The following is a 14,304-nucleotide window of genomic DNA, read 5'->3' as shown; positions in this document are numbered from 1 at the left end:
GTTAGCTCTCCCATTTTAATACAAAATATAAAACAAGTCCACCCCTTACAAGGGATGGACCAGTCATTAATCTAAATATATATCTTCGAATCGTTTTACAGGAAGAGGTCTGTCAAAATAATAGCCTTGTAGATAATCGGCTCCTGTTCCTACAAGATAATCAACCTGTTCTTTAGTTTCTACTCCTTCGATAATAACCATCATTCCAATAGCCTTAGCCAGTGAAACGATTGTGTTTACAATCTTGCGGCCCTTGTTCTCATTCTTATCCATTGAAAGGAATGCCATATCCATCTTTAAGATATCCGCTGGCACCTCTTTAAGCATGTTAAGTGAAGAATATCCGCTTCCGAAATCGTCTATTTCAATCATAAAACCGTACTGCTTAAGAGAGTTAAGAATATCAATCTGTCTTTCCTTTTCATTCATGAAGATTGACTCAGTAATTTCCAGCTTAAGTCGTTTTGGATCGATATTATATTTTTCTACGATACTAACTAAGGTCTCATACAAATCGATATAGTAGAAATCCTTTACCGATATGTTTACCGAAAGAGATAAATCAGTCTCGCCAAGTGTTGTCCAATAAGCCAAACGCTTTGCGGCCTGCTCCCAAATATACGTGTCCAGCTTGTATATGTAGCCAGTTTTTTCCAACAGTGGAACGAAAGCCGCCGGAGCGATTATGCCTCTATCTGGATGAATCCAGCGTACCAAGGCCTCTGCAATAACAACCTTCTTGTCCATATTTACAACCGGCTGTAGGAACATAGCAAACTGACCTGTCTGCAATGCTTCTTCAAATTCTGCGATAATCTTCTGCTCTGTAAGAGCCTCGCGGCGGAGCATATCGCCGTAGTATGCTATAGAATTCTTGAAGTTATCTTTTATCGAATCTATTGCAAGGAATGCACCATCCACCATAGATATTACAGGAGCATCCCTGTCAAAAATATCGTATACACCAACAAGAATAACCATGCGATAGTGCGCGTTGTTGAGATAATTGCTCACCAGATTCATGCCTGTCATGAAAAGCTCCTCAGTGTATCTGCTCTTTGGCATAAGCACTGCAAAACGGTCTGCCTCTAATCTGGCAAAGGTTGAACCTTTCTTAATTCTTTCCCTGATTGTATCGGCACATCTGATAAGAAGCCGATCAGCTTCCTCAGGTCCGAACATATCATTAACAAGCTTGAAACCTTTGATATTGCAGCAAACCATGATGTAATCCACTCCAGGATTGTCGTGCAACAAATTCTTAACCTCTTCGTAGAATGCCTCTCGGTTAAGGGCGCCTGTCAGGCTGTCATGAGTGCTTCTGTATTTTTCCTCCTCGTATGCAATGAAATCTCCCGTAACATCATAGAAGGATAAATAGCAACCACAGTAATAGCCGCGCTTGTCATAAATCTTGTTGAAATGAACATCAAATCTGTACTCATCACCATTTATGTTGTACAGCTGATTGAAGCTTGTGTTTGAAATGGAATTAGCTTCCTTGCCATCCTTCCATTTTCTAAATCGATTTTCGTAAACTCGCTTATTACCATTAGGTGAAAACAATCTGTTGGCGAACTGGTTAGCATAGATGCAATTGTCGTTTTCATCAAATGAAATAAGCGCACAATCCATTCTTTCTGTGATGGTTGTAAGCATATATTCCACGAAAGATTTTGGGTTGTACAGCAGTGAATAATAACCTACAAAGCCTGCGCCTAAAGCATAGAAGCATATGGATACATCTATTGGGAAATCAAAGAAAAGATATAGCACATTCAAAAGGATGATTCCCATAAACATTATTAAAATAGATGAATATCTGCTTCTATGAAAGCCACTGGTCTGCACTGTCTTTATAATAAAGACAACTATTATCATGGCAACCATTATGTAGCAGAATATCAAATGAACCAAATAATAATCATTGATATTAAAATCATAAAACCATTCAGCTCTATTTAAATAATAGACTCGCATGGTAAAGGCATGATGCCATCTGATATTAGTTAGTAGGCTAATATTATCTAATATTGCTATTGTTGTAATGAAAAGAGGCGCCGTCGTGTTGTCTAACCACACTCTGGTATATCGCCTTGCATACAATAAAAAGCTTACTAGAATCCAGTCTATTCCTGAGAAATAAATAATGTATCCTATCTCAGCTTTCAGGAAGTCATGGTTCGCTATAGCGTAAGAATAACCAAGGGCCGTGACGATTGCCACTGTGAATAGCCTAATTATGGTTCTGCTAAGCTTACTGTTTTTAATTGAATGTCTGGTTCCAATGTACACTGCACACGCCAATAGGATGAATGCAGTAATCATGAACAGTAGAATATAAAACCTAATCAAAAGTTGCCCCCTTAATTTATCCAGCTATTCTACTATCTTCAAAATCTTCTCCCTTTGGCCTGATATCAAATCCCATTCTTTCCCCAGTGACAGGATGATTAAAGCCAATATAATGCGAACAAAGAGCAAGATTATGTCCTGTAGAAACTCCGCCATATTTAACATCTCCTATAATAGGCGCAGTACGGCTAGCTAGTTGGATTCTAATTTGATGATGTCTGCCTGTGTAAAGGTCAATATCTAAGAGCTTTCTATCATCCCATTGCTCCACAACTCTGTATCTAAGAACTGCCTTCTTTGCACGTGGGTCTGACTCCTTAACCACCTTAGATAAGTTGGTTCTATTGTCCTTTACAAGATAATCTGTAAGCTCGCCTTCATTTGGAAATGCCTCGCGGCTGATAATTGCATAATATTTCTTTTTAAAGGTGTGCTCTGTAATCTGTTTTGTCAGCTTATTTGCTGCATCTGCTGTCTTGGCGAATACCATAACACCTTCAACCGGCTGGTCCAGTCTATGTACCACGTGTGCTGTAGGCTTTTCATTCTTTGATGCAAGATAGTTGTTCACAAGGCTCAACATATCCTGCTCGCCAATGTTTTTCGTCTGAGTTGCAACGCCAGCTGGCTTGTAGCATACGATGATGCTGTCATCTTCAAATAATACTTCCATAATTATTACCCTCCCCTAAAAGGTATATATCTATATTATAACTAAATTACGTATTTGTTACTAGACTTTAAATCTGTAGCCTACGCCCCAAATAGTTTCTATGTATTGAGGCTTCGATGTGTTTAGCTCAATCTTTTCACGGATTTTGTTAACGTGCACTGTTACTGTGGAGATATCTCCGATAGATTCCTCGCCCCAAAGAGTTTCAAAAAGCTGCTCCTTAGAGTAGATTACGTTAGGATTCTCTGCAAGGAAGGTAAGCAAGTCAAATTCCTTGGCTGTGAAAATCTTTTCCTCACCATTAATCCATACGCGGCGGCTGGCCTTGTCGATTCTAAGGCCGCGGATGCTGATTTCGTTTTTCTGAATGGCTGGAGACTGAACTAATCTCTCATATCTGGCCAGGTGTGCCTTTACGCGGGCAACAAGCTCACTTGGTGAAAATGGCTTGGTGATGTAATCGTCTGCACCAAGGCCAAGGCCTCTGATTTTATCGATTTCTTCCTTCTTGGCTGTAACCATAAGGATTGGTACGTTCTTGACCTCGCGGATGCGCTTGCACAGCTCAAAGCCGTCTATTCCAGGAAGCATTAAATCCAGGATATACATGTCGTAGTTTCCAGCTAAAGCCTTCTGCAGGCCCTTCTCGCCGTCTGCCTCTATATCCACCTCAAAATTTGAAAGCTCTAAGTAATCCTTCTCAAGCTCTGCAATTGCTTCCTCATCTTCGATGATTAATATCCTACTCATTTACGACCTCCTCATTTTCAATGAATTTTCTAATAACGAAATACATGGTTGTGCCTTCGTTTTCCTTGCTGGTAACCCAAATCTTACCACCGTGGTCCTCGATGATTTTCTTTACTATTGAAAGACCAATTCCACTACCGCCTGCTGCAGAATTGCGGGAAGTGTCGGCACGGTAAAATCTATCAAAAACATATGGCAGGTCATGGGTTGCAATGCCCTTGCCATTATCTGAAATCTCTATCTGAACAAAATCTCCTACATCCTTAAGCACTATGCCAACGCGGGATGCCACATCAGCTCTCATGTATTTAACTGAATTGCTGACGATGTTGTGGATGATACGCCCAAGCTGCTCTGGGTCTGCGATTATCAGTACGTCAGGGTCTACAAAATTAGCATAATCAAGTCTAATGTGCTGATTTTCCAAATCCATGCCCAGCTCTTCGATACAATCCTCGAAATAAGCATGAAGATTAAGCTTCTGGAAATTGTATGGGATTTTATTGGTGTCAATGTTGGAATACAAGGTAAGCTCATTGATGAGTGTGTTCATCTCTCCAGCCTTGTTGTATATGGTGCGGATGTATTTTTCCTGCTTTTCTGGTGTATCTGCCACACCATCAAGCATGCCTTCTGCATAGCCCTTTATGGCTGTGATTGGAGTCTTAAGGTCATGGGCGATGTTTGAAATTAGCGCTCGCTGCTCGGCCTCATCCTCTAATCTGTCCTTGGCATTATTCTTAAGACGGATTCGCATATCCTCAAAGGCATTACATAGTTCGCTCATTTCGTCTTTGCCTGTTGATGCCACGCTGAAATCCAGATTGCCCTCTTTGATATTGTTAGCAGCTGCCTTAAGAAGCTTCAGCTGTGGGGCAATACCTCTATAAATCCATACAACCATGATGATTGCAGTCAATATCAAGATAACAAACTCTGCCACGCAAAAATTCAACACCAGCTGGTCGAACTTTCCCGCCTCATCCATGTAGTTTTTCACTGAATGGATGATTTCGTTTGTAAGTATTTGTTCCTCTGTGGCTTCCTTTACGATACCCTTTAATCCAAGCATAAGAGAACTAAAGATAGCTACGGGGACAATTGTTATTATTAGGAATGAAATTATAAGTCGGTTTTTAAGTTTCATACACACCTCATCCACCGCTAAAGCGGTCCCCCTTCCCCTCAAGGGGAAGGCTATTAAAAAAAGCAGCCACGCTACGTGACTGCTTTTATTATAGCATATTTGACAATATTAAAGATATTTCTTTAATGCATCCACCTTATCTGTGTGCTCCCAAGGTAAATCAACATCTGTACGACCGAAGTGACCATAAGCTGCTGTTGGGCGGTAGATTGGACGACGAAGGTCGAGCATCTTGATGATTCCTGCTGGACGAAGATCGAAGTTCTCGCGAACGATTTCGATAATCTTCTCATCTGAAAGCTTTCCTGTGCCGAATGTGTCTACCATGATAGATGTAGGCTCTGCAACGCCGATAGCGTATGAAAGCTGAATCTCGCACTTATCAGCAAGGCCTGCTGCAACGATGTTCTTTGCAACGTAACGTGCTGCATAAGCACCTGAGCGGTCTACCTTTGTGCAATCCTTACCTGAGAATGCACCGCCGCCGTGGCGAGCGTATCCACCGTAAGTATCAACGATAATCTTGCGGCCTGTAAGACCGGCATCACCGTGTGGTCCACCAATAACGAAACGGCCTGTTGGGTTGATGAAGAACTTTGTCTTGTCATCAATCATCTCCTTAGGGAGAACTGGGTCGAATACGTATTTTTTGATGTCTGCGTGAATCTGTTCCTGAGTAACATCTTCATCATGCTGAGTAGATAAAACTACAGCCTCAAGTCTAACTGGCTTGCCAGCCTCGTCATACTCTACAGATACCTGTGTTTTGCCGTCTGGGCGAAGGTACGATAATGTACCATCCTTGCGGACATTGGTAAGCTGAAGAGCAAGTCTATGAGCAAGAGAAATAGGATAAGGCATGAGTTCTTCTGTTTCGTTAGTAGCGTAACCGAACATCATACCCTGGTCACCAGCACCTGTATCTAAATCATCTGCTAGTGAACCTTCCTTTGCCTCAAGAGCCTTGTCAACACCCATGGCAATGTCAGCGGATTGTTGATCAAGAGCGACCATAACAGCGCAAGAGTTTCCATCGATGCCTTTCTTTCCATCGTCATAACCGATTTCAAGAAGAGTCTTGCGAACAATAGCTGGAACATCAAGCTGTGCCTTTGTTGTGATTTCTCCTGTTACAAGAACGAATCCTGTACATGAAGCAGTCTCACAAGCAACACGGCTCATTGGATCTTCAGCTAGGCAAGCATCGAGGATGGCATCAGATACGGCATCACATACCTTATCTGGATGGCCTTCTGTTACTGACTCTGAAGTAAAAAGTAACTTTTCCATTTTTTGACTCTCTTTCTGTAAAAATAAAAATAGTTGCCTAAGCTTATATAGTATATCGTCAATATGTCTTTTCTTCAATATACAACTTAAAATTTTTGTTAGCAACGAAGACACGGAATTTTCAGAAATTTTATTAGTTCATACGGGGTAATTTCTGTTAGAATTTAGATGTACAATATATATTCAGATATTTATTAGACATTACAATAAAGGTTGATGATTTATGATTACTTTGACTGTAGACAATTTAACACCTGGAATGATTGTGGCATCTCCGATTGTCACTAAGCGTGGACAAACTATTTCTAAGCCTGGGGAGAAACTGACTCCACAGCTTATTGCCAAGCTTTCATTTTATAAAATAGACGTTGTAACTGTTGAAGGCCAGGCGTCAGCACCTGTTGATACCGATGTAAAGCCTAGCAAGCCTGAGCCTAAAGAGGAAACGAAGGCAAAAAAGGAAGAACCTGAGAAGCCTAAAGCTGAAGAGCCAAAGCCTGCTCCTAAACCAAGAGAAGAATCCCGTGTAAGCGACCAAATCACATACACACAGCGCCTAAAGCAATCCAGCCATTTCCAGAAGTTCCAGTCAGATTACGCAATTAACATCGCTAACCTGCAGGAACATTTCAACACTATCATAAACGGTGGTAACGCCGACTGCTGCACAGACCTGTTAGAGCAATGTGAAGCCTTATTCAAATCAAAAACCAATTTGGAGCTTTTCGATATGCTTGCCAACATGCGAAATCTGGAGGACCCAATTTATTCTCATTCATTAAATGTAGGTCTGATTTCCCGTGCTATTGGTAAATGGCTTCGCCTTCCAAAGGCTGATTTAAATACGCTTACACTGGCTGGACTTTTGCATGATATCGGAAAAACACAAATTCCAGAAGATATTTTAAATAAGCCTGGTAAATATACCGACGAAGAATTCGCCATCATGAAGACCCACCCACTTTTAGGCAAAAAGATTCTTAACAACAAGGGTTTTGACGCAAGAATCCTCTCCGCCACCCTTCAGCATCACGAACGAAGTGACGGCAGCGGTTATCCAAGAGGCCTAATGGAGGATGAAATAGATGATTTTGCAGCTATTGTTGCTATTGCAGATGTTTATGATGCCATGACTTCAGCCAGGGCTCACCGTGACCCGCTTTGTTCCTTCCAGGTTATCAACCAATTTGAAAGAGATGGTCTTAACAAATATCACACTAAATACGTGCTTACATTTTTAGAGCGAATAGCAAACATCTATAATAACAGTCGTATCATGCTCAATAACGCAAAAACAGGCCGCGTGGTCTACATCAATAAGAGTAACCTTTCACGACCTGTTATTCAGATGGACTCAGGTGAAATAATCAACTTGGCCGATAATAAGCATAATGATATTTTTATCAAATCTATTCTCTAAAGGCTTCGTCTATTCGGCTTCTTAGTCCTGAATAGCGTTTTGCCTGAGAAGTATTATCAACCATTGAATAAAACACATTTGCGTCGCCTACCATGGTGACGCATTTTTTTGCCCTGGTGATGGCTGTGTACAGGATATTTCTGTTCATCAGCATCTTGGGGCCTTCCATTATAGGCATTACAACAGCAGGATATTCCGAACCCTGGGATTTGTGGATGGTGATTGCATAGGCAAGCTCCAGTTCGTCCAAGCTGGCAAATGGATAAACTACCTTTCTGCCTTCTTCGTACTCAACAGTGATTGTCTTGGCCCAATCGTTGATATCCTTGATGATTCCCACATCACCGTTAAATACCCCAACGCCCTTTTCAATAGCGATGTTATAGTTTCCCGTAACCTCCCATTCAAGCTGATAGTCGTTACGAATCTGCATAACCTTATCGCCCTCTCGGAAGATTCTGGTGTCCCCACTCCATTCCTTTTTCTTAGGAGATGGTGGATTAAGGAAGTTCTGCAAAATACCATTTAATCGTTCAACACCTATCAAACCCTTTCGTGTTGGGGTTAGCACCTGAATCTCGCTGATTCCCGCATCTACGTATTTAGGCATTTTATCTCTAACCAATGTGAGCATTACCCTGATGATGGTATCTGCGTCATCCCTCTTTAAAAAGAAGAAATCCTTTGATTTGTTATCAAGCTCCACATGCTCACCCTGATGAATCTTATGGGCGTTCATGACGATGTCACTTTCCTGAGCTTGGCGGAAAATCTTTTCCAATGTAACTGATGTAAAATGGCCCGATGCCAATATATCCTTCAGCACGTTTCCAGGGCCTACGCTTGGGAGCTGGTGCTCATCTCCTACGATGATAAGCCTTGTTCCTGGGGAAATGGCCTTCAAAAGAGCGTACATCAAGGACACATCTACCATGGACATCTCATCGATAATGATAACGTCGCACTCTAATGGATTATCCTCGTTGCGCTCGAATCTGGCAAAGGATGTGTTATCGTCATCATCGCTGATATTTCCTGTTACCTCTAGCATTCGGTGGATGGTTCTGGCCTCGTAGCCTGTGGCCTCGCTCATTCTTTTGGCGGCACGGCCTGTTGGCGCAGCTAAGAAGATGTTGTAGTTCTCTTCTTCGAACAGCTTAATCATGGTGGTGATGGTGGTTGTCTTTCCTGTACCAGGGCCACCAGTAAGGACGAAAAAGCCTCTTTCAGCTGCTGCAATTACAGCGTTCTTCTGCAGCTCATCCAGCTCTATTTCCTCTTCCAGCTCGATTCGTCTGATGGTCTTTGACAAATCCTCTTTGTCCACCTTGTATTTAACATCCAGCTCCTTCAGCATACCAGCAATGGATTCCTCCATCCTGTAGAAGGATCTGGAATAAACCTGGCTTTCTTCCTCATCCTTTTTGATGATGAGCTTTCTATCCATGGCAAGATTCAGAATCTGTGCATGAATGGAATCCTGGTCTACCCCAAGCAAATCCTGGGACATCCTTATAAGAGTCTCCATCGGAAGATATGTATGGCCCATGCCTGCACCCTGACTTAGGATGTACTGGACGCCGCCTTTGATTCTGAATTCTGAATCAACCTTTATGCCTACCTGGCTGGCTATTTCATCGGCTGTCTTAAAGCCTATGCCCGATATTTCATCTGCCAGCTTGTATGGGTTGGACTGAATTACATTGTAAATCTCATTTCCAAATCGATTATAGATTTTGATTGCCTTGTTGCCATGCAATCCGTATTTATCCAAAAAAATAATGGCATTACGGATATCCTTCGCACCAACTATCTGGTCGGAGATTTCCATAGCCTTTGTGATGGAGATACCCTTAACCTCTGCAAGGCGTTCCGGCTCATCCTCAATAATCCTGAAGGTATCAGCCCCGAACTTCTTAACCACACGGGCTGCCAGCTTTGGTCCGATTCCCTTGATTGCGCCAGAGCCTAAATATCTTTCCATGGAAAGCTCATCTGCAGGTGCCTCCACCTCGTAGCTTGCCACCTTGAACTGCTTACCATAGGTAGGATGATCCACGAAATCGCCTTTTAATAGGAGGTTTTCGCCCTCGCCTATCACTGGGAACAATCCTGTACAGGTGATTAAATCCTCATCTGCCACGAAATCCAATACCGTATAACCATTATCTGTATTTCTAAATATTATGTTTTCTACATACCCTGTTAATTCTTCCATAGGATATATGATAGCATAAAAAAACCACCATGTCTTTACATGGTGGTCCTTGTTAAGCCTTTATAGATTGTACTGTTGAAGTGTTGGTTTGGGCGATATCTTCTGACACCTCCGCATTGTCGAGACCCGCCGTCTCTGTAGGTGCGCCAGTTGTTCCTGTGATTCCATAGTTTCGCATAATCTGGTCTACAAAATCATCGGTTAAATCGCCACCGATTTGGTCAACAAGTCTAGAAGCCATTTCTGTGATAGCCTTATCCATATACAAATCCTTGTACATGCCGATGGTATCGCTCTTGTCTTCCTCACCAACAAATGATTCCTTCACCTGTTTGATGACTTTTTCTACCATGAAGGTTTCGAAGCTTTTTACTGCGTTTTCGATTTCCTCACGGGACGAATCCTTTGAAATGCCACCGATTGATTTGGCTGTAGCTTCTGCCATTGCCTTGTTTTGGTTTGCGTACTGCGTTTGCAGATACGTGCTTGTTCCTAAAACATCCATTTTTTATCCCCCTGTTAATAGTTTACTTTATCTCTTCAAGTTATTAGCCTGCTCCAACATAGTATCTGAAGTAGTAATAGCCTTTGAATTCATTTCGTATGCACGCTGTGAAATAATAAGATTAACCATTTCGTCAGCTACATTTACATTTGAGCCTTCCAGATAATACTGGTAGACCTTACTTCTTGTTACCCCCTGAGTGTTCCATTCATTTATTGGTTCACCTGATGCTTCACTTTCGTCATATAGATTCTCACCTATTTTCTCTAGGCCGACTCTATTTGCGAACTGGAATATTGCCACATTCTGGCCTGTTGGAACATCACGGCCTGTATTATCTCTAAGTGTTACCTGTAATGTATCAGGATTAACCTTGAAGCCTTCTGTTCCTGCTGTTCCTGGTATGGTAATTGGACGGCCGCCCTGATCAAGAACTCTATAGCCTTCTGCTGTTGTAAGAGTTCTAGAACCATCTGCCTCTGTAGACCAGCCGAAGTTACCATTTCTTGTGTAGTGAATCTCTTCACCGTCCTGCACAGCAAAGAAGCCATCGCCTGTGATGCACATTGCGGTGTTGCTATCGTTTGCCAGCTGGGCACCCTGTGTGAAATTAGAATTAAGAGATGCTACTCTTGTTCCTAATCCCACCTGAGCGCTGGTTGGCTTTGTCTCGCCCTGAGCATTTGTACTTGGAGACTGCATTGTCTGGTACAACAAAGTCTTAAACTGTGTGCTCTGGGATTTATATGCTGTAGTGTTTACGTTGGCTAAGTTATTTGCAATTGTATCTACGGAAACTTGCTGGCCCTTCATGCCTGAAGCACCAGACCACAATGCTCTCATCATAATTTCTGTACCCCCATAGTTATTGGCTCGCCTGTTACGCTCTCAAGCCTAATTATTTCCTTCGTCGACTAACATGTCTCCTCAGAAAACAATTATGCTTGATAGCTACAGGCTATCTTTACTTTTATCTTACAGAACCTACATTATTTACGGTTTTGTCTAGAGTTGCGTCTTCGGTTTGGATCATTTTTTGGCCGGCCTCGTAGGCTCGGGCTATGGTTATCATGCTGACCATCTCGTCTACTACGTTGACGTTGGATGCTTCTAGCATTCCCTGTTCCATGTAGGCGTCGCTTTCTATAATCTGACCGCCATCAATTAAATCGTATAGGTTCTCGCCGTATTTATTGATGTAGTCGTAATCTGCTATATCTACAAGTCCGATGGTGTCCACCTCTTGTTGATTCTGAGTAATGGTTCCATCCTTTGCGATGGAATATTTCAGATTAGGATCAATCTGTACATATGAATCCTCGCCCAATGTAGAATTAAGGGCTGCATCCTGATTCAGTACATAATCACCATCAGATGTTCTAAGATATCCTTCGTTATCTACTGTGAAAGCCCCATCTCTTGTGTATTTAATAGAAGTTTCACCTGCCTTGTTTGTAAAGGCAATTGCGAAAAAGCCTCGTCCAGCAATAGCTACATCGGAATCCTTGTCAGTGATTTGGAATGCGCCCTGGTCCCAATTGGTATAGGTTTCACCAATCTTTGCACCAAGAGAAATGTATCCAATATCTTCTGGCATGTTGTTGAGTGCCGATGTGTCCTTGATTTTGATTGCAAGTCTTTCATCAAAGGCCTGCGCAACCATTGCTTCCTTCTTATAGCCTGTCGTTGCTGAGTTTGCGAGGTTGTTAGTCATAACATCCATTCGCCTCTGCTCGTTTACCATTCCGGTATAGGCTGTGTATAGTCCTTTTACCATGGCGCCCCCTTTTTAGCTAGCTTACAATACTCTCCATCTCATATATCGGACTCCCAAAAATAAAATTAACCCCTCTTATGAAAAAAATTATATAAAATAATCTTTTCCACAAGAGGGGTTCTGATTCATATTATTTATTTAATTAGTCATCTGAAAGAAGCTCTACATAACGACCTGTTCCGATAGCTACGCAAGTAGTAGCATCGTCAGCTGTCATTGTGTTGATGCCTGTGCGGTCTTCAATGAGTTCCTCAAGACCACGAAGAAGTGCACCGCCACCTGTAAGAACGATACCTCTGTCAGCTACGTCAGCTGCAAGTTCTGGTGGAGTACGCTCAAGTACTGAGTGGATAGCTTCAACGATCTGCATTGTAGATTCCTTGAGAGCTTCCTCTGTCTCCTCTGATGATACTGTGATTGTCTTTGGAAGACCTGATACAAGGTTACGTCCTCTAACGTCCATTGTCTCTGGCTCGCCAAGTGGGAAGCAACGACCGATTTTGATTTTGATATCTTCGGCTGTACGCTCACCGATAAGAAGGTTGTGCTTCTTACGCATATAACGAACGATAGCCTCATCGAAATCATCACCAGCAACCTTGATAGATGTGCTGACAACTGAGCTGCCAAGTGAGATAACAGCGATATCTGCTGTACCACCACCTATATCTACAATCATGTTACCCATTGGAAGTGAAATATCGATTCCAGCGCCGATAGCTGCTGCGATAGGCTCCTCGATAATCTTAACGTCACGTGCGCCTGCTGCAAAAGCTGCATCCTCAACAGCACGCTTCTCAACTTCTGTAGCTCCAGAAGGAACGCAAACAGCGATACGAGGCTTACGATAGCTCTTCTTGCCCATTGCCTTCTGAACGAAGTACTTAATCATCTTTTCTGTAACTGTATAATCTGAAATAACGCCCTGACGAAGTGGACGAACTGCAACGATGTTACCTGGAGTACGTCCAATCATAAGACGTGCCTCCTCACCGATTTCTTTAATTTTGTTAGTATCTCTATCAAAAGCCACAACTGAAGGCTCTTTTAAAACAACGCCTTTACCCTTTGCATAAACGAGAACGCTTGCTGTACCTAAGTCAATTCCGATATCTGATGCTGCCATATTTCCAATCCTTTCTATTTACTAAATAAAGTATATCAAATGCCTAAAAGCAAAAAATACGCAATTTCACGTTTCTATTATATACAAAAATCTCCATCTTTCAAGAGGCTTTTCTTTCTATAATATATACGAAATTGCGTATAGATTGGTAATTATTACTATATTTAATTAAAAGCACTTATCGCAAAGCTTGCATGCAGAAGGTGTTATTGCGCATCCTCCCTTGGCTGTCTCTCTAAATTCTACTGGAAGACGACGGCCTACATTGTACATGCAATCTAACATCTCATCTAAAGGAATCATTTGGGTGATTCCAGAAAGTGACATTTCTGCAGCAACTAATGCGTTAGCGGCACCAGATGCGTTTCTGTTTTGGCAAGGATATTCCACAAGTCCCAGCACTGGGTCACAGATAAGCCCCAGCATATTCATAAGCACTGTGGATGCTGCATAGGTGCATTCTCTAGGAGTTCCACCCATCAGTTCCGTAGCTGCTGAAGCTGCCATTGCTGCAGCCACGCCAACCTCTGCCTGACATCCTCCAACTGCACCCGATACTGTAGCATTTTGCATAGCAAGATATCCTATGGCGCTGGCGTTGAACAGTCCGTCGATGATTCTATCATCGGAAATATCGTACTCCTCCTGAAGGGCAAGCATCACTCCTGGCAACACGCCAGATGAACCTGCTGTAGGTGATGCCACGATAAGGCCCATGGACGCATTCACTTCAAGCACTGCCATGGAATAGGTAATGGCCTTTGACATCAGGCTTCCTACTATTGATTTTCCTGCATTTCTGTGGTCGTTCAGCTTTTTGGCTTCGCCACCTATAAGGCCTCCCATAGATTTAACTGCAGTCTTTGTTGGGCTGGTAGCAGATTCCTTCATAATCTTCCACGCCTGCTGCATCTTATTTTTTATTTCATCTTCAGTTGTTTCAAACTGACTACATTCTCTCATTTTCATAACCTGCGATATGCTATACCCGTTTTTTTCGCATATCTCAAGCATTTCTTCTGCCTTCTTAAAATCCATTTCAC

12 protein-coding genes are annotated in these 14,304 nt (G+C 42.3%); 1 reads left to right on the top strand and 11 read right to left on the bottom strand.

Going from position 1 to position 14,304, the window contains the following annotated elements; translation table 11 throughout:
• Nucleotides 1-66: 66 nt before the first annotated feature.
• From G611_RS15290 to metK, 5 genes are all read right to left on the bottom strand, one after another.
• The gene (locus tag G611_RS15290) at nt 67-2,355 is read right to left on the bottom strand and encodes an EAL domain-containing protein (RefSeq protein ID WP_155942258.1); all 2,289 of its coding nucleotides are present in this window, start codon (nt 2,353-2,355) and stop codon (nt 67-69) included.
• Nucleotides 2,356-2,371: 16 nt separating this feature from the next.
• Nucleotides 2,372-3,028 carry an RluA family pseudouridine synthase gene (locus tag G611_RS0106325; RefSeq protein WP_028242904.1) on the bottom strand — a complete coding sequence of 219 codons (657 nt, stop codon included), beginning with the start codon at nt 3,026-3,028 and terminating at the stop codon, nt 2,372-2,374.
• A gap of 60 nt (nt 3,029-3,088) precedes the next feature.
• Complete coding sequence (locus tag G611_RS0106320) at nt 3,089-3,778, bottom strand: response regulator transcription factor (protein WP_028242903.1); 690 nt, start codon at nt 3,776-3,778, stop codon at nt 3,089-3,091.
• Nucleotides 3,771-4,925, bottom strand: coding sequence for a sensor histidine kinase (locus G611_RS0106315; protein WP_028242902.1), 1,155 nt, complete (start codon nt 4,923-4,925; stop codon nt 3,771-3,773). Before G611_RS0106315 ends, G611_RS0106320 begins: the two co-directional genes overlap by 8 nt.
• 108 nt (nt 4,926-5,033) lie before the next feature.
• Nucleotides 5,034-6,215: a methionine adenosyltransferase gene (metK, locus tag G611_RS0106310; protein ID WP_028242901.1), complete on the bottom strand. Its 1,182-nt coding sequence runs from the start codon at nt 6,213-6,215 to the stop codon at nt 5,034-5,036.
• A gap of 223 nt (nt 6,216-6,438) precedes the next feature.
• On the opposite strand from metK, the gene G611_RS0106305 reads away from it, so the two are divergent.
• Nucleotides 6,439-7,635 carry an HD-GYP domain-containing protein gene (locus G611_RS0106305; RefSeq protein WP_028242900.1) on the top strand — a complete coding sequence of 399 codons (1,197 nt, stop codon included), beginning with the start codon at nt 6,439-6,441 and terminating at the stop codon, nt 7,633-7,635.
• On the opposite strand, the gene G611_RS0106300 is transcribed toward G611_RS0106305, so the two are convergent.
• From G611_RS0106300 to sdaAA, 6 genes are all read right to left on the bottom strand, one after another.
• The gene (locus tag G611_RS0106300; RefSeq protein WP_028242899.1) at nt 7,625-9,853 is read right to left on the bottom strand and encodes an ATP-dependent RecD-like DNA helicase; all 2,229 of its coding nucleotides are present in this window, start codon (nt 9,851-9,853) and stop codon (nt 7,625-7,627) included. The genes G611_RS0106305 and G611_RS0106300 overlap by 11 nt on opposite strands.
• A 52-nt stretch (nt 9,854-9,905) precedes the next feature.
• Entirely contained in the window at nt 9,906-10,358 is a 453-nt protein-coding gene (locus tag G611_RS15285; protein WP_051195127.1) for a hypothetical protein, read from the bottom strand.
• A gap of 27 nt (nt 10,359-10,385) precedes the next feature.
• Complete coding sequence (locus tag G611_RS0106290) at nt 10,386-11,204, bottom strand: flagellar hook-basal body protein (RefSeq protein ID WP_028242898.1); 819 nt, start codon at nt 11,202-11,204, stop codon at nt 10,386-10,388.
• A 124-nt stretch (nt 11,205-11,328) separates the two neighbouring features.
• Nucleotides 11,329-12,135, bottom strand: coding sequence for a flagellar hook-basal body protein (locus G611_RS0106285; protein WP_028242897.1), 807 nt, complete (start codon nt 12,133-12,135; stop codon nt 11,329-11,331).
• A 142-nt stretch (nt 12,136-12,277) separates the two neighbouring features.
• Nucleotides 12,278-13,261, bottom strand: a complete 984-nt coding sequence (locus G611_RS0106280) for a rod shape-determining protein (protein WP_028242896.1) — start codon at nt 13,259-13,261, stop codon at nt 12,278-12,280.
• A gap of 168 nt (nt 13,262-13,429) precedes the next feature.
• Nucleotides 13,430-14,299: an L-serine ammonia-lyase, iron-sulfur-dependent, subunit alpha gene (gene sdaAA / locus G611_RS0106275; RefSeq protein WP_028242895.1), complete on the bottom strand. Its 870-nt coding sequence runs from the start codon at nt 14,297-14,299 to the stop codon at nt 13,430-13,432.
• Nucleotides 14,300-14,304: the final 5 nt, after the last annotated feature.

The sequence above is a fragment of the Pseudobutyrivibrio ruminis AD2017 genome, assembly GCF_000424305.1.
GTDB lineage: Bacteria > Bacillota > Clostridia > Lachnospirales > Lachnospiraceae > Pseudobutyrivibrio > Pseudobutyrivibrio ruminis_B.
The sequence above is the reverse complement of the archived record's forward strand: the minus strand, read 5'-3'. Positions and strand labels throughout refer to the sequence as shown.

Bases quoted from the DNA above. Each gene is read 5' to 3' on its own strand.
- G611_RS0106315 (WP_028242902.1), bottom strand. From the start codon at position 4,925: ATGAAACTTAAAAACCGACTTATAATTTCATTCCTAATAATAACAATT.
- G611_RS15285 (WP_051195127.1), bottom strand. From the start codon at position 10,358: ATGGATGTTTTAGGAACAAGCACGTATCTGCAAACGCAGTACGCAAAC.
- metK (WP_028242901.1), bottom strand. From the start codon at position 6,215: ATGGAAAAGTTACTTTTTACTTCAGAGTCAGTAACAGAAGGCCATCCA.
- G611_RS0106300 (WP_028242899.1), bottom strand. From the start codon at position 9,853: ATGGAAGAATTAACAGGGTATGTAGAAAACATAATATTTAGAAATACA.
- G611_RS0106325 (WP_028242904.1), bottom strand. From the start codon at position 3,028: ATGGAAGTATTATTTGAAGATGACAGCATCATCGTATGCTACAAGCCA.
- G611_RS0106320 (WP_028242903.1), bottom strand. From the start codon at position 3,778: ATGAGTAGGATATTAATCATCGAAGATGAGGAAGCAATTGCAGAGCTT.
- G611_RS0106280 (WP_028242896.1), bottom strand. From the start codon at position 13,261: ATGGCAGCATCAGATATCGGAATTGACTTAGGTACAGCAAGCGTTCTC.
- G611_RS0106290 (WP_028242898.1), bottom strand. From the start codon at position 11,204: ATGATGAGAGCATTGTGGTCTGGTGCTTCAGGCATGAAGGGCCAGCAA.
- G611_RS0106305 (WP_028242900.1), top strand. From the start codon at position 6,439: ATGATTACTTTGACTGTAGACAATTTAACACCTGGAATGATTGTGGCA.
- sdaAA (WP_028242895.1), bottom strand. From the start codon at position 14,299: ATGGATTTTAAGAAGGCAGAAGAAATGCTTGAGATATGCGAAAAAAAC.
- G611_RS0106285 (WP_028242897.1), bottom strand. From the start codon at position 12,135: ATGGTAAAAGGACTATACACAGCCTATACCGGAATGGTAAACGAGCAG.